Origin of the sequence: Quadrisphaera sp. RL12-1S, assembly GCF_014270065.1 — a bacterium.
In the GTDB taxonomy this organism is placed as follows: Bacteria; Actinomycetota; Actinomycetes; order Actinomycetales; family Quadrisphaeraceae; genus Quadrisphaera.
Genome location: NZ_JACNME010000004.1, coordinates 342,226 through 366,574 on the forward strand (window position 1 = coordinate 342,226; position 24,349 = coordinate 366,574).

The 24,349-nt window shown below is 76.4% G+C and carries 23 protein-coding genes; 12 read left to right on the forward strand and 11 right to left on the reverse strand.

The genetic code is table 11. From position 1 onward, the window contains the following. Nucleotides 1-9: 9 nt before the first annotated feature. Entirely contained in the window at nt 10-588 is a 579-nt protein-coding gene (locus H7K62_RS10220; RefSeq protein ID WP_186717814.1) for a nucleoside/nucleotide kinase family protein, read from the reverse strand. Between the two features lie 176 nt (nt 589-764). Between H7K62_RS10220 and hisF the strand changes: the two genes are divergently transcribed. Both hisF and H7K62_RS10230 read left to right on the forward strand, forming a co-directional pair. Then, on the forward strand, nt 765-1,538 hold the full coding sequence (hisF, locus tag H7K62_RS10225; protein ID WP_186717815.1) for an imidazole glycerol phosphate synthase subunit HisF: 774 nt from the start codon (nt 765-767) through the stop codon (nt 1,536-1,538). 139 nt (nt 1,539-1,677) lie between these two features. After that, nucleotides 1,678-3,408, forward strand: a complete 1,731-nt coding sequence (locus H7K62_RS10230) for a purine-cytosine permease family protein (RefSeq protein WP_186717816.1) — start codon at nt 1,678-1,680, stop codon at nt 3,406-3,408. 62 nt (nt 3,409-3,470) lie between these two features. On the opposite strand, the gene H7K62_RS10235 is transcribed toward H7K62_RS10230, so the two are convergent. Then, entirely contained in the window at nt 3,471-4,145 is a 675-nt protein-coding gene (locus tag H7K62_RS10235) for a TIGR03085 family metal-binding protein (protein ID WP_222437354.1), read from the reverse strand. A gap of 88 nt (nt 4,146-4,233) precedes the next feature. Here H7K62_RS10235 and H7K62_RS10240 point away from each other — a divergent pair, with 88 nt between their 5' ends. Next, nucleotides 4,234-6,171, forward strand: a complete 1,938-nt coding sequence (locus H7K62_RS10240) for an ABC transporter ATP-binding protein (RefSeq protein ID WP_370591700.1) — start codon at nt 4,234-4,236, stop codon at nt 6,169-6,171. Continuing rightward, entirely contained in the window at nt 6,168-7,976 is a 1,809-nt protein-coding gene (locus H7K62_RS10245; RefSeq protein ID WP_186717818.1) for an ABC transporter ATP-binding protein, read from the forward strand. Before H7K62_RS10240 ends, H7K62_RS10245 begins: the two co-directional genes overlap by 4 nt. Before the next feature lie 53 nt (nt 7,977-8,029). Here H7K62_RS10245 and H7K62_RS10250 read toward each other — a convergent pair whose 3' ends face one another. The 8 genes from H7K62_RS10250 to H7K62_RS10285 all read right to left on the reverse strand — a co-directional run bounded on the left by H7K62_RS10250 (nt 8,030) and on the right by H7K62_RS10285 (nt 16,715). After that, on the reverse strand, nt 8,030-9,040 hold the full coding sequence (locus H7K62_RS10250; protein WP_186717819.1) for an aldo/keto reductase family protein: 1,011 nt from the start codon (nt 9,038-9,040) through the stop codon (nt 8,030-8,032). A gap of 93 nt (nt 9,041-9,133) precedes the next feature. Next, a complete protein-coding gene (locus tag H7K62_RS10255; protein ID WP_186717820.1) occupies nt 9,134-9,775 on the reverse strand; it encodes a hypothetical protein in 642 nt (213 codons plus the stop codon). Continuing rightward, nucleotides 9,772-10,971 carry a cysteine desulfurase family protein gene (locus tag H7K62_RS10260; protein WP_186717821.1) on the reverse strand — a complete coding sequence of 400 codons (1,200 nt, stop codon included), beginning with the start codon at nt 10,969-10,971 and terminating at the stop codon, nt 9,772-9,774. Before H7K62_RS10260 ends, H7K62_RS10255 begins: the two co-directional genes overlap by 4 nt. A 27-nt stretch (nt 10,972-10,998) precedes the next feature. After that, nucleotides 10,999-11,961, reverse strand: coding sequence for a carboxylating nicotinate-nucleotide diphosphorylase (gene nadC / locus H7K62_RS10265; protein WP_186717822.1), 963 nt, complete (start codon nt 11,959-11,961; stop codon nt 10,999-11,001). Next, entirely contained in the window at nt 11,958-13,583 is a 1,626-nt protein-coding gene (locus H7K62_RS10270) for an L-aspartate oxidase (RefSeq protein ID WP_222437355.1), read from the reverse strand. The genes nadC and H7K62_RS10270 overlap by 4 nt, the downstream gene beginning before the upstream one ends. Further along, nucleotides 13,580-14,947 (reverse strand): quinolinate synthase NadA, encoded by a 1,368-nt coding sequence (gene nadA / locus H7K62_RS10275; RefSeq protein ID WP_186717823.1) that lies wholly within the window; start codon nt 14,945-14,947, stop codon nt 13,580-13,582. Before nadA ends, H7K62_RS10270 begins: the two co-directional genes overlap by 4 nt. Before the next feature lie 28 nt (nt 14,948-14,975). Further along, a complete protein-coding gene (locus tag H7K62_RS10280; protein ID WP_186717824.1) occupies nt 14,976-15,698 on the reverse strand; it encodes an NUDIX hydrolase in 723 nt (240 codons plus the stop codon). A 201-nt stretch (nt 15,699-15,899) separates the two neighbouring features. Further along, a complete protein-coding gene (locus H7K62_RS10285; protein ID WP_222437356.1) occupies nt 15,900-16,715 on the reverse strand; it encodes an NUDIX domain-containing protein in 816 nt (271 codons plus the stop codon). Nucleotides 16,716-16,862: 147 nt separating this feature from the next. Between H7K62_RS10285 and H7K62_RS23795 the strand changes: the two genes are divergently transcribed. The 5 genes from H7K62_RS23795 to H7K62_RS10310 all read left to right on the forward strand — a co-directional run bounded on the left by H7K62_RS23795 (nt 16,863) and on the right by H7K62_RS10310 (nt 20,512). Continuing rightward, nucleotides 16,863-17,345, forward strand: coding sequence for a hypothetical protein (locus H7K62_RS23795; protein WP_186717825.1), 483 nt, complete (start codon nt 16,863-16,865; stop codon nt 17,343-17,345). 115 nt (nt 17,346-17,460) lie between these two features. Beyond that, entirely contained in the window at nt 17,461-17,844 is a 384-nt protein-coding gene (hisI, locus tag H7K62_RS10295) for a phosphoribosyl-AMP cyclohydrolase (protein ID WP_370591701.1), read from the forward strand. Nucleotides 17,845-17,927: 83 nt separating this feature from the next. Beyond that, nucleotides 17,928-19,466, forward strand: coding sequence for an anthranilate synthase component I (locus H7K62_RS10300; RefSeq protein ID WP_370591721.1), 1,539 nt, complete (start codon nt 17,928-17,930; stop codon nt 19,464-19,466). Further along, nucleotides 19,459-20,160: a Trp biosynthesis-associated membrane protein gene (locus H7K62_RS10305; RefSeq protein WP_186717828.1), complete on the forward strand. Its 702-nt coding sequence runs from the start codon at nt 19,459-19,461 to the stop codon at nt 20,158-20,160. The genes H7K62_RS10300 and H7K62_RS10305 overlap by 8 nt, the downstream gene beginning before the upstream one ends. A gap of 67 nt (nt 20,161-20,227) precedes the next feature. Continuing rightward, entirely contained in the window at nt 20,228-20,512 is a 285-nt protein-coding gene (locus H7K62_RS10310) for an HGxxPAAW family protein (RefSeq protein ID WP_186717829.1), read from the forward strand. Nucleotides 20,513-20,601: 89 nt separating this feature from the next. Here H7K62_RS10310 and H7K62_RS10315 read toward each other — a convergent pair whose 3' ends face one another. Then, on the reverse strand, nt 20,602-21,156 hold the full coding sequence (locus H7K62_RS10315; RefSeq protein ID WP_222437357.1) for a DUF4190 domain-containing protein: 555 nt from the start codon (nt 21,154-21,156) through the stop codon (nt 20,602-20,604). A gap of 202 nt (nt 21,157-21,358) precedes the next feature. Here H7K62_RS10315 and trpC point away from each other — a divergent pair, with 202 nt between their 5' ends. The 3 genes from trpC to trpA are packed head-to-tail and all read left to right on the forward strand — an operon-like array spanning nt 21,359 to nt 24,347. Then, nucleotides 21,359-22,195: an indole-3-glycerol phosphate synthase TrpC gene (gene trpC, locus H7K62_RS10320; protein WP_186717831.1), complete on the forward strand. Its 837-nt coding sequence runs from the start codon at nt 21,359-21,361 to the stop codon at nt 22,193-22,195. A gap of 35 nt (nt 22,196-22,230) precedes the next feature. Continuing rightward, nucleotides 22,231-23,502 (forward strand): tryptophan synthase subunit beta, encoded by a 1,272-nt coding sequence (trpB, locus tag H7K62_RS10325; RefSeq protein WP_186718015.1) that lies wholly within the window; start codon nt 22,231-22,233, stop codon nt 23,500-23,502. Next, complete coding sequence (trpA, locus tag H7K62_RS10330; RefSeq protein WP_370591722.1) at nt 23,496-24,347, forward strand: tryptophan synthase subunit alpha; 852 nt, start codon at nt 23,496-23,498, stop codon at nt 24,345-24,347. Before trpB ends, trpA begins: the two co-directional genes overlap by 7 nt. The last annotated feature ends 2 nt before the right edge of the window (nt 24,348-24,349 follow it).

Consider the following 24,349-nt stretch of genomic DNA (forward strand, 5'->3'; position numbering starts at 1 on the left):
GGGGGGGTCTCACGTGCGCAGGACGACGTCGGCGCGGTCCCGGGTGCCCTCCGCGGCGAACAGGGCCCGCTCCTGCACCGCCCACCGCTCCCAGTGCGGCCGGTACGCCTCGCCGTCGCGCTCGATGCCGCGCCGCATGCGCTCGTCGTCGTCGGCCTCCACCCACACCAGTGCGGTCAGGTGCGGTGCGCACGGACGCGAGCCGCACCCCACCCCCTCGACGACGACGACGGCGGCCGTGGGCACCGGCACCCGCTCCGCCCAGGTGTGCGCCACCCAGTCCCAGCGGCGGAACGCCGCCGGGGCGCCGCTGGTCAGCGGCTCGAGCACCTGGGCGGTGACGAGGCCCACGGCCTCGGCGAGCCCGTCCCAGCCGGGGTAGAGGTCGTCCATGTGCACCTCGGCGGTGCTGACCCCGCGCCCCCGCAGGACGCCGCCGACGGCGGCGGCGAGGGTGGTCTTGCCGGAGCCGCTGGGCCCGTCCACGGCGAGCACGCGCACGCCGCCCGCTCCGGCGGCACGGCCGAGCACGAGGTCGGCGGCGGCCTCAGCCGCCTCGCTGGTGTCTGCGCTGACCGGGTCGGGCACCCCGTCACGCTAGCCAGGTCGCCCCCACCCCTCCGTGATCATGGGCGTCCGAAGCACTTTCCGCCCGTGATCATGGACTTCCCGAGCAGATGTCCCAGGCGCTGTGCGGGAAGTCCATGATCACGGAGGTGGACGGCCGTCGAGCCGGGGCCGCGCGCCGCCTAGGCTGGGCCGACGTGAGCCTGGCCGTGCGCGTGATCCCCTGCCTCGACGTCGACGCCGGCCGCGTGGTCAAGGGCGTGAACTTCCGCGAGCTGCGCGACGCCGGCGACCCCGTGGAGCTGGCGGCCCGCTACGACGCGCAGGGCGCCGACGAGCTGGTCTTCCTCGACGTCACCGCCTCCTCCGGTGACCGCGAGACCACCTACGACGTGGTCCGCCGCACCGCCGAGCAGGTCTTCATCCCGCTCACGGTGGGCGGCGGTGTCCGCACCCCCGACGACGTCGACAGGCTGCTGCGCGCGGGCGCCGACAAGGTGGGCGTCAACACCGCCGCCATCGCCCGGCCGGAGCTGGTCCGCGAGATCGCGCAGCGCTTCGGCAACCAGGTGCTGGTGGTGAGCCTGGACGCGCGGCGCACGCCGGAGGGCGAGCCGCCCACGCCGTCCGGGTACGAGGTCACCACGCACGGCGGGCGCCGCGGCACGGGCGTCGACGCCGTCGAGTGGGCCGAGCGCGTCGCCGAGCTCGGCGCGGGGGAGCTGCTGCTCAACTCCATGGACGCCGACGGCACCAAGGCCGGCTTCGACCTGGAGATGCTCTCCGCGGTGCGCGCCCGCGTCGGTGTGCCGGTCATCGCCAGCGGAGGCGCCGGTGCGGTGGAGCACTTCGCCCCGGCCGTCGCCGCCGGCGCCGACGCGGTGCTGGCGGCCAGCGTCTTCCACTTCGGCCAGATGACGGTCGGCGACGTCAAGGCCTCGCTGGCCGCCGCGGGTCACCCCGTGCGCTGACCCCGTGCGCTGGCCCCGCGCTCGCGACGTCCATGATCACGGGCGGAAAGTGCTCGGGAAGTCCATGATCACGGAGGGGGCGGCGGGCTGAAACGCAGGGTCACCTCCGCGTAACACCGCGTCCCTACGGTCACCCACCGTGACCCAGGACACCTCGCGCGCGACGACGCCCTCGACCGCGCCGCGCATCCCCGCCCAGCCCGGGACGCCACCGAGCTCCGGCAGCCCGTCGGACGGCGACCTCAGCGTCGCCCACGCCGCCAGCGAGACGCTGGAGGACTACACCCTCCGGTTCGCCCCGCGCTCCTACCGCCGCTGGTCCACCGGCGTCGTCGCCGTCTCGGCCCTCGGCGGCATCGCCTACCTCGCCGACTTCGCCATCGGCGCCAACATCGGCATCTCCTACGGCACCACCAACGCGCTGTGGGGCATCGGCGTCTTCGCCGTCGTCGTGCTGGCCACCGGGTTCCCGCTGGCCTACTACGCCGCCCGCTACAACCTCGACCTCGACCTCATCACCCGCGGCGCCGGCTTCGGCTACTACGGGTCGGTGGTCACGAACGTCATCTTCGCGACGTTCACGTTCATCTTCTTCGCCCTCGAGGGCTCGATCATGGCGCAGGGCCTGCAGCTGGGCCTGGGCGTGCCGCTGTGGCTCGGGTACGCCGTCTCCACCGTCATCATCTTCCCGCTGGTGGTCTACGGCATGAAGGTGCTCAGCACCCTCCAGCTGTGGACGACGCCGCTGTGGCTCGTGCTCATGGTCGCCCCGTTCGCCTACCTCCTCATCAGCCACCCCGACTCGGTCGGCGACTTCTTCGCCTACCAGGGCGAGAACGGCGACGGCCGCCCGAGCTTCGGGGCGGTGATGCTGGCAGCGGGCGTGTGCCTCAGCCTCATCGCGCAGATCGCCGAGCAGATCGACTACCTGCGCTTCATGCCGCCCAAGACCGCCGAGAACGGGCGGCGCTGGTGGGCCGCGGTGCTGCTCGCCGGCCCGGGCTGGGTGCTGTTCGGTGCGGCGAAGCAGGTGGTGGGGCTGTTCCTGGCGGTCTACATCCTGGCGTCCGCCACCGACGGTGGCGCCGCCATCGCCAACCAGCCCGTGCACCAGTTCCTCGAGATCTACCGCGACTGGATGCCCGCCTGGGCCGCCCTGGCTCTCGCTGTCGTCCTCGTGGTCATCAGCCAGGTCAAGATCAACGTCACCAACGCCTACTCCGGCTCCCTGGCGTGGACCAACTCCTTCACGCGCCTCACCAAGCGCTACCCGGGACGCCTGGTGTTCGTGGGCGTCAACCTGGCCATCGCGCTCGCGCTGATGGAGCTGAACATGTTCGACGTCCTCAACACGGTCCTGGGGTTCTACGCCAACTGCGGGATCGCGTGGATCGTCGTCGTCGCGGTCGACATCGCGGTGAACAAGCACGTGCTCGGGATCTCGCCGAAGCAGCCGGAGTTCCGCCGCGGGATGCTCTACGACGTCAACCCCGTCGGCTTCGTCTCCATGCTCGCGGCGGCCGGGGTCTCGATCGTCTGCTTCTTCGGCGGCCTCGGAGCCGCGCTGGCCCCCTTCAGCCCGCTGGTGGCCGTCGTGCTGGCCGCGGTGCTGCCGCCCGTGCTGGCCATCGCCACGAAGGGCCGCTACTACCTGCGGCGCACCGACGACGGCCTCGACGCCCCGCTGGTCGACGACGACGGCAACCCGTCCGGCGAGGTCATGACCTGCCACGTCTGCCACCAGGGCTTCGAGCGCCCGGACCTTGCTGCCTGCGCGGCGCACTCCGCCGTCGTCTGCTCGCTGTGCCTGTCCACGGACCGGACCGGGGAGCACGTGCTGCCCGCGGACCCGCCGCTGGCCCGCGCCTGACCCCCGCCCCCCACCCGTCCGTGATCATGGGCGCGACGCCCATGATCACGGACGGGGGCGGGTCACATCTGCTGGACCACGCCGGCGAACGCCGCCACCGCGTCGTCGGGGCCGCTGACCTCCACCTGCGCCGCGCCGCGGCGGCCGGTGGCGTGCAGCACCAGCTCCTCCACCTCACCGGTCACCACCACCTGGCGCTCGCGCCGCACCGCCACCAGCTGCGGCCCGGCCGGTACCACGAGCACCACGCCCACGGGCGAGCGGCGGTAGACCAGCCGCGCCAGCCCCTTGAGGCTGCGCCACAGCGCCTCGCGCTGGCCCGGCCGCAGCTCTTCGGCGCTCGCCGGGTCGGCCGGGTCCCACCCCGGGTCGGCGCGGCGCACGTCCTGCCCGTGCACGTAGAACTCCAGGCCGTTGGCCAGGGCCTCCACGGGCGGCAGCGCCTGCGGCGTCCAGCGCGGCGGCCCGGACCGGAACCGCTCCACCAGCTCGGCGAAGGGCAGCGCCCGCAGCTGGGCCTCCACGGCGTCGGCGTGGCCGGCGGCGCGGGCCAGCGCGGGGAGGCGGTCGCCGAGCCGCTCGCCCAGCTGGCGCGCCACGAACGCGTCGGGCCGTCCGTCGCGCACCACGAGGTGCACGGCCAGCTCGCGCGCGTCCCACCCGGCGCACAGGGTCGGGGCGCCGGGGCCGGCGGCGGTGAGCAGGTCGGCGAGGCGAGCGCGGTCGGGTCCGGTCACGCCGCACATCCTTCCGCGCGCCGCGTCGCGGGGCAGCGCGGGAGCGGCTGTCGGTGCCTCGTGTTTCGATACACCAGGTGAGTTCCCTGTGAGACCCAGCGGCACGTTCCTGCCCGGCCTGGCCGTCCTCGCGCGCGGCGCCCGCGAGGAGCCGCGCCTGTTCGCGTGGGCGGTGTTCGGCAGCGTCGTCTACGGCGTCGGCACGGCCGGCAGCGGCTGGATGGTCGGCCGCGTCACCGAGGACGTGGTCGTCCCCGCCCTCACCCCCGGCTCGGGGGCGCGGGTCACCACGGGGGACGTGTGGCTGGCCGGCGCCACGCTGCTGGCCATCACGCTGGTCACGGTGGGGGGTGTGCTCCTGCGGCGCATCTTCGCCGGCGCCACCATGTACGGCCTGCAGGCGCGCTACCGCCGCGCGCTCGCCCGCCGCTACCTCGACCTCCCGCTGAGCTGGCACCACTCCCACCCCGCGGGCCGCCTGCTCGCCACCGCCGCCTCCGACGTCGAGGCGACCTGGCAGGCCATGGCCGTGCTCCCGTTCGCGCTCGGCGTCGTCGTCCTCATCGGGGTGGCGGGGGCGGCCATGGTCGCCGCGGACCCGGTGCTGGGCGGCATCGGGCTGGTCGTGGTGCCCGCCCTCGTGGTGGCCAACGCCGCGTACTCGCGGGCCATGTCGCCGAAGGTGCGCCGCGTGCAGCGCCTGCGCGGAGAGGTCTCCGCCGTCGCTCACGAGAGCTTCGAGGGCGCGCTCGTGGTGAAGACCCTCGGCCTGGCCGACGGCGAGGTGGAGCGCTTCGCGACCGAGGCCGGGCGCCTGCGGGACGCGAACGTGGCCGCCGGGCGCACCCGCGGCGCCTTCGACCCCGTCATCGAGGCGCTGCCGCAGCTCGGCACGCTGCTCGTCCTGGCCGTGGGCGCGGCTCGGGCCGCGGGCGGCTCCGCGGACGTCGGCGACATCGTCCAGGTCGCGTACATGCTGAGCCTGCTCGCGTTCCCGGTGCGGGCCATCGGCTGGACCCTCGCCGAGCTGCCGCGCACCGTCGCCGGCGACGCGCGCCTGCAGGGGGTGCTGCGCGAGGACGCCACCACGCCGTGGGGCACGCTGCACCCGGAGCGCTCCGCGGCCCCGGCCGCCCCCGCCACGCAGGGCCTGGAGCACCACCACCCCGTGCCCGTCCCCGACCCCGCCGACTCCGAGGACGACCACGACGACGACGGGCGCGGCCGCACGCCGGCCGCTGCGCCCGCTGCACCCGCCACCCGTGCTCCTCGCGCCCCCCGGGCGCCCCGGCCCGTGCTGTCAGGGGTCGACCTCGAGCTGACGGCCGGCACCACGACGGCGCTGGTCGGCGGCACCGGGTCGGGCAAGTCCACGCTGGCGGGGCTGCTGGTGCGGCTGGTCGACCCGACGTCGGGCCAGGTGCTGCTCGACGGCGTCGACGTGCGCGAGCTCGCCGAGGGGGAGCTGGCGGGCGTGGCGGCCCTGGTGCCGCAGTCCACGTTCGTCTTCGACGACACCGTGCGCGGCAACGTGGCCCTCGGCCTGGGGGTCACCGACGACGACGTGTGGGCCGCGCTGCGCCTGGCCCGGGCCGAGGGCTTCGTCGCGGCCCTGCCCGACGGGCTCGACACGCGCGTGGGGGAGCGCGGCGCGTCGCTGTCCGGTGGCCAGCGCCAGCGGCTCGCGCTGGCGCGGGCTCTGGTGCGCCGGCCCCGCCTGCTCGTGCTGGACGACGCCACCTCCGCCCTCGACCCCGCCGTCGAGCGCGCCGTGCTCGACGGGCTCGGCGCCTCCTTCGACGGCGAGCAGGGCACCACCGTGGTGGTGGTCGCCTCCCGGCCGGCGACCATCGCCCTGGCCGACGAGGTGGTGCACCTCGAGCGCGGCCGCGTGGTGGACCGGGGCACGGCCGCCGACCTGCTGGAGCGGGACGAGGGCTACCGCGAGCTGGTCTCGGCGTACGCCCGGGCGGCCCGGGAGCGGGCCGCCGCCAGCAGCCCGAGCAGCGAGGGGAGCGTCGCGTGAGCACCACCGCCGTCCCCCGTCCGGCCACCTCGGCCCCTGTGGCCCCCGCGCCGAAGCCGCAGGGGGTGGTGGCCCGCGCCCGGGAGCTGGCCCCGGAGGTCGCGCAGGGCCTCGGCCTCACCCTCGTGTTCGCGAGCATCACCACGCTGGGGCGCATCGTCGTCCCGGTCGCCGTGCAGCAGACCATCGACACGGGCCTGCGGGCCCCGGGCGGGGTGGACGCCGGGCGCGTCGCGCTCGTCGCGTCAGCGGCCGCCGTCGTCGTCCTGCTCACGATGGGGACGTCGTGGCTGGTGAACTACCGGCTCTTCCGCGCCACCGAGGCGGGTCTGGCGAGCCTGCGGACGCGGGCGTTCGCGCACGTGCACCGCCTGGCGGTGCTGACCCAGAGCGGTGAGCGGCGCGGGTCGCTGGTCAGCCGCGTCACCTCCGACGTCGACACCATCTCCACCTTCCTGCAGACCGGCATGGTGGTGCTGGTGCTGGCCGTCGGGCAGCTGCTGCTGGCCACGGTGCTGATGTTCGTCTACTCCTGGCAGCTGGCGCTGCTGGTGCTGGCCTGCTTCGTGCCGGTGCTGGCGTTCCGGGGCCGGCTGCAGCGCCCGGTGACGCGGGCCTACCAGCAGGTGCGGCTGCGGATGGGCGAGCTGCTCGGCGCACTGTCGGAGACGGTGGTCGGCGCCGACGTCATCCGCGCCCACGCCGCCTCCGAGCGCAGCTGGCGCTCGGTCGACGCCGCCGTCGAGGCCCACCGCTCCCAGGCGGTGCGGGCCCAGGTGGCCACCGCCTCCACGTTCTCCGTGGGCGTCTTCGTCTCCGGGCTCGTGCTGGCGCTCGTCGTGGTCGCGGGGACCCTGCTGGGGGTCGACGGCGACATCACCCTCGGGCGGCTGCTGGCCTTCCTGTTCATCATCGGGCTGTTCGTCATGCCGGTGCAGGCCGCCACCGAGGTGCTCAACGAGCTGCAGAACGCCCTGGCCGGGTGGCACCGGGTGGTGGAGCTCATCGACACGTCCGTGGTGGTGCCCGACCCGTCACCGGCCGAGGCCGCAGCGCTGCCCGCCGGGCCCGTCGAGGTGCGCCTGGAGGGGGTCGGGTACACCTACCCCGGCACCACCGCGCGGGTGCTGGCCGACGTCGACCTCGTGCTGCCCGCCGGCTCGCGCATCGCGGTGGTCGGGGAGACGGGGTCCGGCAAGACGACGCTGGCGCGGCTGGTCACACGCCTCGTGGACCCCGACGCCGGTCGCGTGCTGCTCTCCGGCGTCGACGCGCGCCGGGTGCCCGAGGCGTCGCTGCACCGCCGGGTGGTCGCCGTGCCGCAGGAGGGGTTCCTCTTCGACACCAGCGTCGGCGAGAACATCCGGCTCGGCCGTCCCGGCGCCACCGACGCCGACGCGCTCGAGGCGCTGGCCGAGCTGGGCCTGCAGCGGTGGCTGGAGCAGCTGCCCGACGGGCTCGACACCCCGGTCGGCCAGCGCGGTGAGCGGCTCAGCGCGGGGGAGCGCCAGCTCGTGGCGCTCGCACGGGCGCACCTGGCCGACCCAGACCTGCTGGTCCTCGACGAGGCGACCTCCTCGGTGGACCCGGCCACCGAGGTGCGGCTGCAGCGGGCGCTGGAGCACGTGCTCAGCGGGCGCACGTCGGTGGCGATCGCGCACCGGCTGTCCACGGCCGAGGCGGCGGACGCGGTGGTGGTCGTCGACGCCGGTCGGGTGGTGGAGGTGGGGCCGGCGTCCGAGCTGGCGCACGCCGGGGGCCCGTACTCGCGCCTGCACGCGGCCTGGACCGCGCAGCACGTCTGACCCGCCCACCCGGAACCGCAGCCGAGCGCTGGCTGCGGTTCCGGGGCTGGCGGTCAGGCGGGGCGCTGGTAGGGAGCGCTGGCCGCGGTGAGGGCCGGGTCGGAGGCGACGACGCCGCCGAGCAGGTCGTCGATCTTCGTCATGACCTCGGCGGGCAGGCGCACGCCCGAGGCCTTGACGTTGTCGGTGACCTGCTCCGGCCGGGACGCGCCGATGATCGCCGCGGCCACGTTGTCGTTCTGGAGCACCCACGCCACCGCGAGGGCCGCCATCGACAGGCCGAGGTCGGCGGCCACCGGCTTGAGCTCCTGGACGGCGGCGAGCACGTCGTCGCGCATCCACCGGGAGATCATCTGCGCGCCGCCCTTGTCGTCCGTCGCGCGGCTCCCCGCCGGCGGCTGCTGGCCGGGCAGGTACTTGCCCGTGAGCACGCCCTGCGCCACGGGGGAGAAGACGATCTGCGACAGCCCCAGCTCCCGCGAGGTCGGCACGACCTGCCCCTCGATGACGCGGTACAGCGCCGAGTACTGCGGCTGGTTCGAGACCAGGCGGAAGCCCGCCTGGGTGGCGAGCGCCTGGCCGGCGCGGATCTGGTCCGCGGTCCACTCCGAGACGCCGATGTAGAGGGCCTTGCCAGCGGCCACCACGTCCGCGAAGGCCGAGATGGTCTCCTCCAGCGGCGTCTCGTGGTCGTACCGGTGGGCCTGGTAGAGGTCCACGTAGTCCATGCCGAGCCGCTCGAGGCTGTTGTCGATGCCCTCGAGGACGTGCTTGCGCGACAGGCCGACGTCGTTCTTCCCCTTCGGGCCGACCGGCCAGTACACCTTGGTGAAGACCTCGAGGGACTCGCGCCGCTCGCCCTTGAGCGCCTCACCGAGGACCACCTCGGCGGCGCCGTTGGCGTACACGTCGGCGGTGTCGAAGGTCGAGATGCCCGCGTCGAGCGCGGCGCGCACGCACTGCGTGGCGACGTCGTTCTCGACCTGCGAGCCGTGGGTCAGCCAGTTGCCGTAGGTGATCTCCGAGATCTTGAGACCGCTGCGTCCGAGCTTCCTGAACTCCATGCCCCCATCCAACCGCGTCGGCGGCAGCGGCGCCCACCCAGTCTGATGTCAGACCCCGGCCGGCCGCCGGCAGGGTCCGCGGGCCGCCTCCTGTCAGCCGCGCTCGGCCGTCGCGACGCGGCAGCTGCCCGCGGTCCCGGGGGCGACGCTGCCCGTGGCGACCACCTGCACGCTCTGGCCCGGCTCCACGGGCGGCTCCCCCGCCGAGAGCAGGAGGCCCCGTGACCCACCCGAGGCGTCGAGCACCTCGACGTAGACCGAGTACCGCGCAGCGCGGTCGGTCGAGTTGTGGACGGTGAGGTACGCCGCCTCGTCGTCCCGCGACGGCACGCACCTGTCGATCCGCACGTCCTGCTCCGCGGGCCGTTCTGGTCCGGCGGCCGCAGCGGCCTCCCGGCCCTCCCGGTGGTCGGCGGCCGCGGACCGCAGGAGCAGCGGCACGACGGCCAGGACCCCCACCGCAGCGAGCAGTCCCAGCGCCACCGCGCTCAGGCCGGCCCCGCGCCCTCCGGCGCCTCGGCGCGCCACCTGCAGCACGCGTGCTCCGAAGAGGACGGCGGCCACCCCCGCGAGCAGGCCCAGCACGCGCAGGGGGAGGACGACGCCGAGGAGGAGGTACCCCGCACCCGGTGCGAGCACGGCCACCACCAGCGCGAGCGCGATGACCGCGCCGAGCACGCCGAGGGCCACGGCGGGTCCTGCCGGACCGCGGCGGGGCGCGGGATCGCTGGTCACAGGCGTGATCGTGACAGAGCCACGGGCAGCGCCGCCAGGAGCGCGTCGACGTCGGCGTCGGTGGAGCTCCACCCCAGCGTGGCGCGCACGGCGCTGCGGGCGGCACCGGCCGGGCCGCCGTCCAGCCCCATCGCCACCAGCACGTGCGAGGCGTCGTCGCTGTCCGCCGAGCACGCCGACCCCGACGAGCAGGCCACCCCCGCCAGGTCCAGCTCGGCCAGCACCACCTCTCCCGACAGCCCCGGCAGCACGAACGACGCGTGCCCCGGCAGGCGCCCCGCACCGGGCGCGGCGCCCGTCAGCGCCACCTCGACGCCCGCGGCGGCGCCCGCGGCCAGCACCCCGGCCACCAGCCGGTCGCGCAGCGCCGCCAGCCGCACCACCTCGTGCTCGCGCCGCGCCGCCGCCCCCGCCAGCGCCGTCGCGAGCCCCACCGCGGACGCCACGTCCACCGTGCCCGAGCGCCGCCCGCGCTCCTGGCCGCCGCCCAGGGCCACTGGCTCCAGCGGCGTCCCCGACCGCACGGCCAGCAGCCCCGACCCGCGCAGCCCGCCCAGCTTGTGCGCCGACACGCTCACCGCCGCCACACCCCCGCGCGCGGACCCCAGGGCCCACAGCTCGCGCAGGTCCAGCACCCCGGCGCTCTGGACGGCGTCCACGTGCAGCGCCACCCCGCGCTCGGCGCACAGCGCGGCCGCCCCGCCGGGCCCGGCGATCGGCTGCACGGTGCCGACCTCGTTGTTCGCGTGCATGACGGAGACCAGCGCCGTCCGCTCGGTCACCACCCGGTCCAGCTGCGCGAGGTCGAGGCGGCCCTCGGCGTCGACCCCGACGACGTCGACCCGCCACCCGCGCCGCTCCAGCTCGCGCGCCGGCTCCAGCACCGCGGAGTGCTCGACGGCGGTGGTGACGAGGTGCCGCTCGCGCCCGCGCGCCGCCACCACCGCGGGGGCGATCCCCAGCACGGCCAGCCCGTCGGACTCGGTCCCCCCCGAGGTGAAGACCACCTCACCCGGCCGGCACCCGAGGGCCGAGGCGGCGGTCGCGCGCGCACGCTCCAGCCCCTCCTTCGCCTGCTGGCCGGGGGTGTGCACGGATGCCGGGTTGGCCGTGACCTGCACGAGGTAGGGCCAGACGGCCTCCAGCACCTCCCGCGTGGGCGGGGAGGTGGCGGCGTGGTCGAGGTAGTGCGTCATCGCGGAGGTCCCCTGCGCCGGCCGCGGTCAGCCCGTGCGGGTGCGGACGGGCGCCACCGCGGCGTCGTCCCCGACGTCCAGCCCCACGTCCAGCGCCGCTGACGCCTGCGTGAGCCCGCCCACCGAGACGAGGTCCACCCCGGTCGCGGCGATCGCGCCGATCGTCTCCCGCCGCACGCCGCCGCTGGCCTCGACGAGCACCCGCCCGCCGTGGGCGCGCTCGTGCTCGCGCACGGCGGCCACGCCCGTGCGCAGGTCGTCCAGGGTGAAGTTGTCGAGCAGGACACCGTCCACGCCGGCCGCCAGCACCGCGGGCAGCTGGTCGAGCCTGTCGACCTCCACCTCCACGAACGTGGTGTGCGGCACCCGGGCCCGCACGGCCGCGAGCGCCGCGGTGACGTCACCGCCGACGAGGGCGAGGTGGTTGTCCTTGACGAGCACTGCGTCGGACAGCGACCACCGGTGGTTGCTCCCGCCGCCGCAGCGGACGGCGTGCCGCTCCAGCGCGCGCAGGCCCGGGGTGGTCTTGCGGGTGTCGACCACCCGGGCGCTGCCGCCGGCTGCGGCGACCAGCGCCACGTGCTCGGCCGTGGCCGTCGCGATCCCCGACAGGTGCTGCACGAGGTTGAGCGCGACGCGCTCGGCGCGCAGCACCGCCAGCGCGCTGCCGTGCGCCCGGGCGAGCACCTGCCCCGGGGCGAGGCGGTCACCGTCAGCAGCCAGGACCTCGACGACGACGGCACCAGGCCCGTCCTGCGGGACGCCCACCAGGCGGGAGGCCTGCGCGAGCGACTCGGCGAAGGCCCCGATTCCGGCGAGCACGCCGTCCTGGCGAGCGCGCAGCACGGCCGTGGTGGCGGTGGAGGCGTCCAGCAGCGACTCGCTGGTGACGTCGCCCCAGGGCGCGTCCTCGGCGAGGGCCCGGGCGACCACGTCGGCCAGCTGCCCGGTGACCGACCCGGCGACCGACCCGGCGACCGACCCGGTCATGCGGCACCGCCGGCGGTGGCGCGCAGCAGCACGTGGCGCGCGGGCTCGCACCGGCTGGGGTGGTCGGTGCGGGCGTGGGCGCCGCGGCTCTCCTCGCGGGCCAGCGCACCTGCGGCGAGCAGGGCGGCGACGTCGGTGAGCGCCCGGACCTCGAGGTCGGCGACGTCGGCGGCGTCGGTGGTGCGCTGGTGGGGCACCGCACCGGCGAGGGTCTTGGTGAGCAGCTCCAGGCCGGCGCGGTCGCGCAGCAGCCCGGCGTGCTCCCACACCAGCTCCCGCAGCTCCGCGCGGGGGAGCACCCCCGCGGGCAGCTCGACGTCGAGGGGCACGGCGCCGCCGTCGGAGGCGCCGTCGACGACGCCGTCGGAGGCGCTGTGCCCGGTGATCGCGGCCGCCGCGCGCGCCCCGAAGACCGCGCCCTCCAGCAGCGAGTTCGAGGCCAGGCGGTTCGCGCCGTGGACGCCGGTCGAGGCGACCTCGCCGACCGCCCACAGGCCGTGCAGCGTGGTGCGCCCGTCGAGGTCGGTCAGCACACCGCCCATCGCGTAGTGCGCGGCCGGTGTGACGGGCACGGGCTCGCGCGTCCAGTCCAGCCCGGCGGCGCGCGTCAGGGCGTCGATGCCGGGGAAGCGGGCGCTCAGGCCTGCGATCCCGGTGGCGTCGAGGAGGACCGGAGCCCCGCCCTGGGCGGCCATCGCGGCGGCGCAGGCGCGGGCGACCACGTCGCGCGGGGCCAGCTCGTCGGTGAACCGGCGGCCGGTGGCGTCGAGCAGCACCGCGCCCTCACCGCGCACGGCCTCGGAGACCAGGAAGGCGCGGCCGTCGGGACCCGCCCCGGCCGTCGGGTGGAACTGGACCATCTCGACGTCGCGGGCCACCGCCCCGGCGCGCACGGCGGCCGCGAGGCCGTCACCGGTGGCGACCGCGGGCGTGGTGGTGTGCGCGTGGACCTGGGCGTACCCACCGGTCGCGAGGACCACGGCGCGGGCGCTGACCAGCACGTCCTCGCCGCCGGGGCCGCGCAGGCGCGCTCCCGTGACGGGGGTCCCCGGGCCGGCCGGGGTGACCAGCGCCACGAGGGAGGTCCGCTCGAGCAGCGCGGCGCGGGAGGCCCTCACCGCGGCGCCCAGGGCCGCGGCGACGTGGGCGCCGGTGGTGTCGCCTCCGGCGTGGACGATGCGGGGCCGGGAGTGGGCGGCCTCGAGGCCCCTCGCGCGGGTGCCGTCGACGCGGCGGTCGAGCACCAGGCCGCGCCGCTCCAGGGCGGTGACGGCGTCCGCGCCGGCAGCGCACAGCACGGCGACGGCGTCCGCCGTGCAGAGGCCGTCGCCCGCGGCGAGCGTGTCGGCCACGTGCAGGGAGACAGCATCGGCGCTGCCGGCGCGCTCGGCGCCGGCCGGCTGGTCGTCGGTGAGCACCGCGGCGATGCCGCCCTGCGCCCACGCGGTCGCGCCGTCGCCGAGCGCCGCCTTCGTCGCCACGGCCACGCGGGCTCCGGGGGCCAGGCGCAGCACCTCGAGCGCCGTCGTCAGCCCGGCGATGCCGGACCCGACCACGAGCACGTCCACGGCGAGCCGCTCCACCGGGACCGCTGGCGCGCCCGTCGTCGTCGGGCTGGTCACGGGACGACCGCCAGCATCCGCTCCAGCGCGGTCCGGGCGTGGGCGGCGGCGTCGTCGTCGACCACGACGCGGTTGACCACCGGGCCCAGCTCGGCCTCGGGCACCCCCGCGGCCCTCGCGCGCTCCCGCTCGACGAGCGACTCCAGCACCCACGCCAGGTAGCCGGGGTGGATCCGGTACATCGTCGAGCAGGGGCAGATCACCGGGTCGAGGCAGGTGATGGTCTTGTCGGGGTGGGCGTCGGCGAGGCGGCGCACGAGGTTGATCTCGGTGCCGATCGCCAGGCTCGTCCCGGCCGGCGCCGCCTCCACCGCCTTGATGATGAACTCCGTCGAGCCGGCCTGGTCGGCGGCGTCGACCACGGCCTGCGGGCACTCGGGGTGCACCACCACGTGCACGGACGGGTCGGCGGCGCGGGCGGCGTCGATCTGGGCGGTGGTGAAGCGCTGGTGCACCGAGCACCAGCCGCGCCACAGGAGGACGCGGGCGTCCACGAGCGCGGCGGCGCTGTTGCCGCCCAGCGGCTTGCGCGGGTCCCACAGCGGCATGAGGTCCGCGGGGACCCCCATTCCCGCGGCGGTGTTGCGGCCCAGGTGCTGGTCGGGCACGAAGAGCACCCGGCGACCGCGCGCGAAGGCCCACTCCAGCACGGCGGTGGCGTTGGAGGAGGTGCAGACGATGCCGCCGTGCTCCCCGCAGAACGCCTTGATGGCGGCGGAGGAGTTCATGTAGGTGACCGGCACGACCTCGACCAGCCCGTCGTCGCCGGGTCCGTCAGCGGGGACGTCGAGGGGGCGGCCGATCGCGGCCTCGAGCTGGTCCCAGCAGTCCTGCACGGCGTCGAGGTCGGCCATGTCCGCCATCGAGCAGCCCGCGGCGAGGTTGGGCAGCACCACGGCCTGGTCGGGCCGGGTCAGCAGGTCGGCGGTCTCGGCCATGAAGTGCACGCCGCAGAAGACGACGTACCTCGCCTCCGGCCGCTCCAGGCTGCGCCGGGCCAGGAGGAAGGAGTCCCCCGTGACGTCCGCGTGCGCGATGACCTCGTCGCGCTGGTAGTGGTGCCCCAGGACGACGACGGCGCTGCCGAGCTCGGCCTTGGCGGCGCGGATCCGCTCGTGGACCTCGTCGGCCTCCATGCGGCGGTAGCGCTCGGGGATCTGCTCCTGCACGGGCGTGTGCGGCGGCGCGGTGTCCACCACGGAGGCGCCCGGGCCGTACTCCGGCGCGGGGGCGGGCAGGCCGGGGAGGGCGTCCAGGGCGAACGGCTCGGCGGCGAGCCGGGCGTCGCAGGAGCTCACGGGCGCGCTGGCGGGCGCGGTGCTGCCGGGCGCGGTGCGGCCGAGGGTGACGGCGACGGAGACCATGTTCTCTGTTCCTCCGGACGGGACGGCTTCAGCCGAGCTCGGGACGGGACTGCCAGGGCGGGTAGCCGCCGGTCGCCCCTCCGGGGGGCAGCACGGCGCGGTAGAGGCGGGCGGGGCGGTGGGCGGCCCCGGCCCGGACCTCGTCGGTGGCCTCCACGGCTCCGGAGGCGGCCACGGACCGGCGGAAGTTGGCGGGGTCGAGGCTCTTGCCGAGCACGGCCTCGTGCACGCCGCGCAGCTCGGCGAGGGTGAACACCTCGGCGAGGAAGTGCTGGGCGATGGCGGCGTAGCCGACCTTGGTCCGCAGCCGCCACAGCGCGTAGTCGACGATCTCGGCGTGGTCGAAGGCCAGCTCGCCGACGGTGTCGGGGAGCCGGTCCGCCGGGGCCCAGCGCACGTTCTCGCCCACCTCGACGGCGGCGGCCTCGGGGGCGCGGACCAGGGCGGTGTAGACCACCGAGACCACCCGCCCGGTGGGGGAGCGGTGCGGCGCGCCGAAGGTGTAGAGCTGCTCGAGGTAGCTGGGGCGCAGGCCCGTCGTCTCGGCGAGGGTGCGGCGGGCGGCGGAGCTGAGCCGCTCGTCGGGGGTCACCCAGCCGCCGGGCAGCGCCCACCGCCCGTCGAAGGGCTCACGGGTGCGCCGGACCAGCGGCAGGTGCAGCTGGAGGGTCTCGTCCCCGCAGCCCGCGGCGGTGCCGGGCAGCAGGGCGAGGATCACCGTGGAGACGGCGAGGTCGAGCGACGCGCCCACCTGCGCACCCCCGCTCCTCGTGCCGCCGGCAGGGGGCCGGCGCGCTGCCTGGTCGTTCAGGTCAGCGCGACACTAACACCACTTCGGGTCACCCCGACAAGAACACCCCTCCGTGATCATGGGCGTCGTGCGCACCACCAGCCGTGATCATGGGCGTTCTGCGCAGCGCCCTGCGCCAGGCCCGCGACCACTCGGCCCCCGTCACGGGCGGACGGCGCCCACCGGCACGAGGAGCTCGGCCCTGATGGCCCCACCGGTCAGCTCGCGCACGCGGTCCAGGAAGGCGGCGGTCGCGGGGCGGGCCTCGTGCGCGGCGTGGCCGCCCTCGGCGTACTCCTCGAAGAACACGCGGGCCAGCGGCTCGCCCTCCACCGCGTGGACGACGTAGGTGAGCGTGCCCGGCTCGTCGGCGGCGAACCCCGGCAGCACGTCCGCCACCAGCGCGTCGAACGCCGCCAGCGCCGCGGCGTCCGGCAGGTCGAAGCGCACGGCGATCGAGCGTGCCGGGGCCGCGGCGGCGTCCCGCCGCAGGGCGTCGCGGAGCACCCCCGCGTGGTCGAAGGCCAGCTGGCCGCGGCCGCCGCCGTCGTCGTCCTGGTCCGGGCCGCCGAGCACCTCGCGCAGGGGCACCCACGAGGCCTCCGCGGCGTCGTCCCCACCGACCACCTCGGCCGGCGCGTCCGCCTCGGGCAGGCGCACCCACCACGCGCTGCTGACCACCCGGCCCCGGGGGTCGCGCCCCGGGGCGCCGTAGAGCCCCAGCTCGCGCAGGGCGACGTCGGCCAGGTCCAGGCCGGTCTCCTCGGCCAGCTCGCGCAGCGCGGCGACCTGCGGGTCCTCGTCGGGGTCGACGAAGCCGCCCGGCAGCGCCCAGCGGCCCGCGAACGGCTGGGACCCGCGCCGCACCAGCAGCACCCGGTCGACGCCGCCGGAGCGGTGGAGCGCCACGACGTCGGCGGTCAGGGCGGCGTTGGGGCGGGCTGCCGGCAGCCCGCCCTGGTCTGCTCGGTCGTCCACACCGCCACCCTGGCACCGGTGCGGTGGGGCGGCGCGCTGGCGCGAACGGGTGGTCCGCCCTCCCGGCCCTCGCGCAGAGTGACTGCACCTGAGCAGGATGTCACCAGTCGTCCGTGCGGGCGGCGCACCAGCAGGAGGAGGACGGCGGTGCTCTGGATCACCCGTGAGCAGGTGCTCGCCGGCCGGCGCAGCACGGCCTGGTACCAGCTCGACGCCCTGGCCCGCAGCCGTGACGCCGCCACCCGCCTGCGCGTGGCCAAGAACCCCTCCGCGCAGACGGACGCCCTCTGGGTGCTCAGCCGCGACGACGACGCCGAGGTCCGCGAGCAGGTGGCGCGCCGCACCGACGCGCCCAAGAAGCTGCTGTCCAAGCTCAGCCAGGACTCCAGCTCCGACGTGCGCGCCGCCGTGGCCCGCAACGAGACCACCAGCGCCGAGGTGCTGCGCTCCATGGCCGAGGACCCCCACCACGGCGTCCGCTTCGCCGTGCAGGCCAGCCAGCGCCAGCGCCGCCGCGCGGCCGACGAGCGCGCCGAGGCCGTCACCGAGCGCGAGGCGGAGCTCGACGAGCAGGACGACGAGCGGGGCAGGGGCGCCGCCGCGGCGCAGCCCCTGGCCGCGACCGCCTGAGCGACCGCCTGAGCGACCGCCTGGCTGACCGGCTGGCCGACCGGCTGGCCGACCGGCTGGCCGACCGCCCGCAGCCCAGCCCGGCGCGGCGCACCGGACTGGGATGATGTGCGGCGTGAGCAGCGCCACCACCGGTGAGACCACCGGCTCCCCGCTCGACCCCGCCCTCGCCGGGCTCCTGAAGCGCGACGCCGCCGGCCTCGTGGCCGCCGTCGTGCAGGCGCACGACACCCGCGAGGTGCTCATGGTCGGCTGGATGGACGACGAGGCGCTGCACCGCACCCTCACCACGGGCCGCACCTGGTTCTGGAGCCGCAGCCGCTCGGAGTACTGGCGCAAGGGGGACAGCTCCGGCGCCGTGCAGCGCGTGCGCACCGTCAGCCTCGACTGCGACGGCGACGCCCTGCTCGTCACGGTCGACCAGACCGGCGGTGCGTGCCACACCGGCGACCGCACCTGCTTCGACGCCCGCCCGCTGCTCGAGGAGCCGGCCCCGTGACCACCGCCCAGACCCCGACGACCACGACGACGACGGACCCCGCGGCCGGGGGTGGCGCCGCTGCGCCGGCGCCCGACCTCAGCATCGGCACCACCTGGCCCGACCTGCCGACCTTCCGCGCGCTGGCGCGCGACCGCCGCGTCATCCCCGTGGTGCGACGCCTGCTGGCGGACGCGGAGACCCCGGTCGGCGTCTACCGCAAGCTCGCGGGGGAGGCGACGGGCACGTTCCTGCTCGAGTCCGCCGACCACGGCGGCGTCTGGTCGCGCTACTCCATCGTCGGCGCGCGCTCGGCGGCCGTGCTCACCGAGCGCGACGGCCAGGCGCACTGGCTCGGCACCCCGCCGGCGGGGGTGCCCCTCGACGGCGACCCGCTGGTGGCGGTCCGCGAGACCCTCGCGGCCCTGCGCACACCGCGCCTGCCGGGCCTGCCGCCGCTGACCGGCGGGCTCGTCGGCGTCCTCGGCTGGGACGTGGTGCGCCGCTGGGAGAAGCTCCCCAGCCCGCCGCGCTCCCAGGGCACCGAGCCCCCGGAGCTCGCGCTGTGCCTGGCCACCGACCTCGCCGTGGTCGACCACGTCGACTCCTCGGTGCTGCTCGTGGCCAACGCCGTCAACCTCGACGGCACCGACCAGCGCGTCGACGAGGCCTGGGCGGACGCCGTGGCCCGCCTCGACGCGATGGCCGGCAGGCTCGCCGAGCCGGCGCCGTCCACCGTCTCCACCCTCGACCCGGCGGTGGCCTCGGCGGCGGCCGCCGCCCAGCCCCGGCGCACCTCCACCGCCGGCGAGTACGAGGCGGCGGTGGAGGCGGCCAAGGCGGCCATCCGTGACGGCGAGGTGTTCCAGGTGGTGCCCTCGCAGACGTTCGAGGTGGACTGCCCGGCCGACGCCCTCGACGTCTACCGCGCGCTGCGGGCCACCAACCCCAGCCCGTACATGTACCTGTTCCGCTTCGCCGACCCCGACGGCGGTCGCTACGACGTGGTGGGCTCCAGCCCGGAGTCGCTGGTCAAGGTCGCCGACGGGCGCGCCATGACCCACCCGATCGCCGGGACCCGTCCGCGCGGGGCCACGCCCGAGCAGGACGCGGCGCTCGCCGCGGACCTGCTCGCGGACGCCAAGGAGCGCGCCGAGCACCTCATGCTCGTGGACCTCGCCCGCAACGACCTCGCCCGCGTCTGCCGCCCGGGCACCGTCGAGGTGGTCGAGTTCATGGAGGTCTGGCGCTACAGCCACGTCATGCACCTGGTGAGCACCGTCACCGGCGACGTGCGCGAGGGGCGGACGGCGTTCGACGTGCTGCAGTCGACGTTCCCCGCCGGCACGCTCTCCGGGGCGCCCAAGCCGCGCGCGCTGGCCCTCATCGACTCCCTCGAGCCGGTCCGGCGCGGCCTGTACGGCGGCACGGCCGGCTACTTCGACGTGGCGGGGGACCTGGACATGGCCATCACCATCCGCAGCGCCGTCCTGCGCGACGGCGTCGCGCGCGTGCAGGCCGGTGCGGGCGTGGTGGCCGACTCGGTGCCCGCCAGCGAGGAGGCCGAGACCCGCGCGAAGGCGGCCGCGGTGCTCGCCGCCGTCGCCCGCGCGGGCGCGCTGCGGCCGCTGTCCGGTGCCTGAGCCGGGCGCGCCGGCCCCGCGGCCCCGGCGCCGGCTGCGGGGCCGGGCGCCCGTCGTCCTGCTGGGCCTCGTGGCCGGCGGGCTCCTGCTGGCCGTCAGCACCCAGCCGTGGGTGCTCGCAGCGCTGCCGGTGGGACCCGGGGGCAGCGCCCCGGACCTGCCCGTGGCCGGACGCACCGCCGCGGCGGCGGTGCCGGCCGTGGGCGTGGTGGCGGTGGCGGGCTCGCTGGCCCTGTCCACCCTGCGCGGCGCCGGCCGCGTCGCCGCCGGTGCGCTGCTGGTGCTGGCCGGCCTGGCGGCCGGGGCCGGCGCGGTCGCCCTGCTCGTGGACCCGGTCGGTGCCGCGGTGGCGGCAGCGCGGACCGCCACCGGTGTCGGGGAGGTCGACGGCGCGCGGACCACCGCCTGGCCGCTGGTGGCCCTGCTGCCGGCGCTGGGTGTCGCCGCGTCCGGCGTGCTCGCCCTGGTGGCGGGTCGCTCGTGGGGGACCTCCGAGCGCTTCGAGGCGCCGACCGCCGCCGGCCCCGCCGGCGCTGGGGGTGCCGGCGCCGCTGGGGGTGCGCCCGGCCCTGCGGCCCGCCCCGCCGCCCCCAGCCGGGCGGGCTTGTGGGACGGGCTCAGCCGCGGCGAGGACCCCACCGACGGACCCGCCGACGGGTCGTCCGACGCGCCGCCGCGGGACCGGGCAGAATGAGCCGCGACGTCCCGGACCGGAGCCGCAGCCAGGTGGCGCAGGGCCCGCCCGCAGCACGAGGAGCGAGATGAGCACCGACGCCGACAGCAACCCGATCGTGCAGGCACGCCGCGAGGAGGTCGAGCAGCACATCGACCACGGCCACTCGGTGGCCGGCTGGGCGGGCGCCGGGCTGGGGCTGCTCGGCTCCGGCATCGCCTCCGTCGCCGTCGTCCTCGCGATGGTGTGGCTCTTCTGGGTCGGGATCGTCGTCATGCTGCTCGGCCTGCCCGTCGGCTGGGCGCTCAGCCGCGCCGGCAAGGGCCAGAAGCAGCACCCGCAGCAGCACGGCTCGCCGACGCCCGTGCGCTGACCCCAGCTCACGACGCCGAGGGCCCGGTCACCAGCAGCCGCTGGTGACCGGGCCCTCGTCGTGCCGGCCGGAGCCTGGGCCCCGAGCGGTCAGTTCGTGGCGCCCTGGGCGCCGAGGCCGTTCTCGATGCACGTCTGGTAGCCGGCCTGGTCGCCGTTCTGCAGGTAGGTGGCGCAGTCGGAGACCTTGGACCCGAGGAACACGAGCCCGATGAGCACGACGATCCCCAGGACCACGCTGATGAGGCCCAGGACGATGCCGGTGATGGCGGCGCCCCGGTTGGTCGCCTCGCCGCGCTTGACCCGGCGCACCCCGATGAACCCCAGGATGACGGCGACGAGCCCGAGCAGTCCGCCGAGGCCGAAGACGAGGATGCCGACGAGCCCGAGGATGCCGAGGATGAGCGCCGCCAGGCCCACGCCGTTCTTGGGCGCCGGGCGGTCGTAGCCGCCCTGGCCGGCGTAGGCGGGGTAGCCGCCCTGGGCGGGCGGGGCGTCCTGGTAGGGCGCGGGCTGCTGGTAGCCCTGCTGGGGGGCGGCGGGCGCCTGCTGCTGCCACGACGGCTGCGAGCCGGGCGAGCCCGACGCGCTCGAGCCGGTGCGGTGCGGCTGGTCGGACGTGCCGTAGGGGTCCTGCGTGCTCACGGGGGCCTCCTCGTCTCCTGCGCCGCTGGCGAGCGGCCTTCCGCCAGCAACCGTAGCGATCATGCGGCGGTCCGCCTCTCGATCAGCACCCGGTCGGGGGCGGCGCACGTCGTCGCAGGTCAGGAGGCAGGTCGCCGGGTGCCGGTCGGGTCCGCGGAGGCGAGCGGACGGGGGTGTCCCCGGCGCCGACTACCCTGGTGGCGTGAGCGTGCTCGAGGAGATCCTCGCCGGCGTCAGGGAGGACCTGGCCGAGCGCCAGGCCGCCACGTCGCTGGACGAGCTGAAGGAGGCCGCGCGCAAGGCCCCCTCGGCGCGGAGCGCCCTGGAGGCGCTGCGTCCGAGCGGTGACGAGCGCGGACAGGTGACCGTCATCGCCGAGGTGAAGCGGTCGAGCCCGAGCAAGGGCGCCCTGGCGTCCATCGAGGACCCGGCGGCCCTCGCGCGGGAGTACGAGGCCGGCGGGGCCAGCGCCATCAGCGTGCTGACCGAGCGCCGCCGCTTCGGCGGCAGCCTGGACGACCTGCGCGCCGTGCGCGCCGCGGTCGACGTCCCGGTGCTCCGCAAGGACTTCGTGGTCTCGAGCTACCAGGTCTGGGAGGCCCGCGCGGCCGGCGCCGACCTGGTGCTGCTCATCGTGGCCGCCCTCGAGCAGGAGGCCCTGGTCTCGCTGGTCGAGCGGGTCCACTCCCTGGGCATGACCGCGCTGGTCGAGGCGCACGACGAGGACGAGGTGGACCGCGCCGTCGCCGCCGGGGCGCAGCTCATCGGCGTCAACGCCCGCAGCCTGAAGACCCTCGAGGTCGACACCGCGACCTTCGCGCGCTGCGCCCACCGCATCCCGGACGCGGTGGTGCGGGTCGCCGAGTCCGGCGTGCGCTCCGCCCACGACGTCGTCGAGCACGCCCGGGCCGGCGCCGACGCCGTGCTCGTCGGCGAGGCCCTGGTCACCGGCAAGGACCCCCGCTCCGCGGTGGCCGACCTGGTCGCCGCCGGCTCCCACCCGTCGCTGCGCGCGGTCTCGCGCAGCGCCAAGCCGTGAGCGCCCCCACCTCGCCGTCGTCGCCGGGCGAGCACCTGCTGTTCGAGCGCTTCGGCGAGCGCGGCCCGTACTTCGGGGAGTTCGGCGGGCGGTTCGTGCCCGAGGCGCTCATCGCCGCGCTCGACCAGCTGGACGAGGAGTACGCCCGCGCCGCCGCGGACCCGGCCTTCGCGGCCGAGCTCGACAGGCTGCAGCGCGAGTACACCGGCCGCCCGAGCATCCTCACCGAGGTGCCGCGCTTCGCCGAGCACGCCGGCGGCGCCCGCGTGCTGCTCAAGCGCGAGGACCTCAACCACACCGGCTCGCACAAGATCAACAACGTGCTGGGCCAGGCGCTGCTGACCAAGCGCATGGGCAAGAAGCGGGTCATCGCCGAGACCGGCGCCGGCCAGCACGGCGTGGCCACGGCCACCGCCGCCGCCCTCATGGGCCTGGAGTGCGTGGTCTACATGGGCGAGGTCGACACCCAGCGCCAGGCCCTCAACGTGGCCCGGATGCGCCTGCTGGGCGCCGAGGTGGTGCCGGTGAGCACCGGCACGGCCACCCTCAAGGACGCCCTCAACGAGGCGTTCCGGGACTGGGTCGCCCACGTCGACGACACCCACTACGTCCTGGGCACCGTGGCCGGCCCGCACCCGTTCCCCGCCATGGTGCGCGACTTCCACCGCACCATCGGCGTGGAGGCGCGCGCCCAGGTGCTCGACCGCGTGGGGCGCCTGCCCGACCTGGTCGCGGCCTGCGTGGGTGGCGGCTCCAACGCCATCGGCATCTTCCACGCGTTCCTCGACGACCCCGAGGTCCAGCTGCTGGGCCTGGAGGCCGCCGGGGACGGCGTGGAGACCGGTCGCCACGCGGCCTCCATCACCGGCGGCGTCTCGGGCGTGCTGCACGGGGCCCGCTCGATGGTCCTCCAGGACGACGACGGCCAGACCCTCGACAGCCACTCCATCTCCGCCGGCCTGGACTACCCCGGCGTCGGCCCGGAGCACGCCTACCTGGCCTCGATCGGGCGCGCCCGCTACGAGCCCGTCACCGACGCCCAGGCCATGGAGGCGTTCGGGCTGCTGTGCCGCACGGAGGGGATCATCCCGGCCATCGAGAGCGCCCACGCGCTCGCCGGTGCCCTGCGGGCCGGGCGCGAGCTCGGCCCCGACGGCGTCGTGCTCGTGAACCTCTCCGGCCGGGGGGACAAGGACGTCGACACCGCCGCCCGCTGGTTCGGGCTGGTCAGCGACGCCGACCTCGTGGCCTCCGAGGCCGAGCGGGTCAGCGGGCCCGTCGAGGAGACCGAGGGGAACGGCTGGTGAGCACCGTCGAGAGCGCGGGAGCGCCCGCCACCGCTCCCGCGGCCGGCCTGAGCAGCGCCTCCGCGCTCGACGCCGCCCGCGCCCAGGGCCGCTCGGCGCTGGTGGGCTACCTGCCGGCCGGCTTCCCCGACCAGGCCGGCTGCGTCGACGCCCTGCGCGCCTCCGTGGCCGCCGGGCTCGACGTCATCGAGCTGGGCCTGCCCTACTCCGACCCCGTCATGGACGGCCCGGTGATCCAGGCCGCCGCCGAGACGGCGCTGCGCGGCGGCACCCGCATCCGCCACGTGCTGGAGTCGGTGGAGCAGCTGTCCTCGGCCCCCGAGGGCGAGCGCGCCCCGGTGCTCGTGATGAGCTACTGGGCCCCCGTGCTGCGCTACGGCGTGGCCGCCTTCGCGCGCGACCTCGCGGCCGCCGGCGGCGCCGGGCTCATCACCCCGGACCTCGTCCCCGACGAGGCGGGGGAGTGGCTGGCTGCCAGCGACGCCCACGGCCTGGAGCGCGTCTTCCTCGTGGCCCCCTCCTCCACCCCGGCCCGGCTGGCCTCGACCGCGGCGGCCTGCCGCGGCTGGACCTACGCCGCCTCCACCATGGGGGTCACCGGCGCCCGCACCTCGGTCGGGCCGGCCGCACAGGGCCTGGTCACCGCCGCGCGCGGTGCCGGTGCCGAGCGCGTCTGCGTGGGTCTGGGCGTCTCCACGGGAGAGCAGGCCGCGGAGGTCGGCGCCTACGCCGACGGGGTGATCGTCGGGTCCGCGCTGGTGCGCGCCCTGTCCGAGGACGGCGTCCCCGGCCTGGAGCGCGTCGTGCGCGACCTCGCCGCCGGTGTCGCCGGCTCCCGCGGGTGAGG

Coding starts and splice junctions, on each gene's coding strand:
- H7K62_RS10250 (WP_186717819.1), bottom strand. CDS start 9,040: ATGGAGTTCAGGAAGCTCGGACGCAGCGGTCTCAAGATCTCGGAGATC.
- H7K62_RS10260 (WP_186717821.1), bottom strand. CDS start 10,971: ATGACGCACTACCTCGACCACGCCGCCACCTCCCCGCCCACGCGGGAG.
- nadC (WP_186717822.1), bottom strand. CDS start 11,961: ATGACCGGGTCGGTCGCCGGGTCGGTCGCCGGGTCGGTCACCGGGCAG.
- nadA (WP_186717823.1), bottom strand. CDS start 14,947: ATGGTCTCCGTCGCCGTCACCCTCGGCCGCACCGCGCCCGGCAGCACC.
- H7K62_RS10310 (WP_186717829.1), top strand. CDS start 20,228: ATGAGCACCGACGCCGACAGCAACCCGATCGTGCAGGCACGCCGCGAG.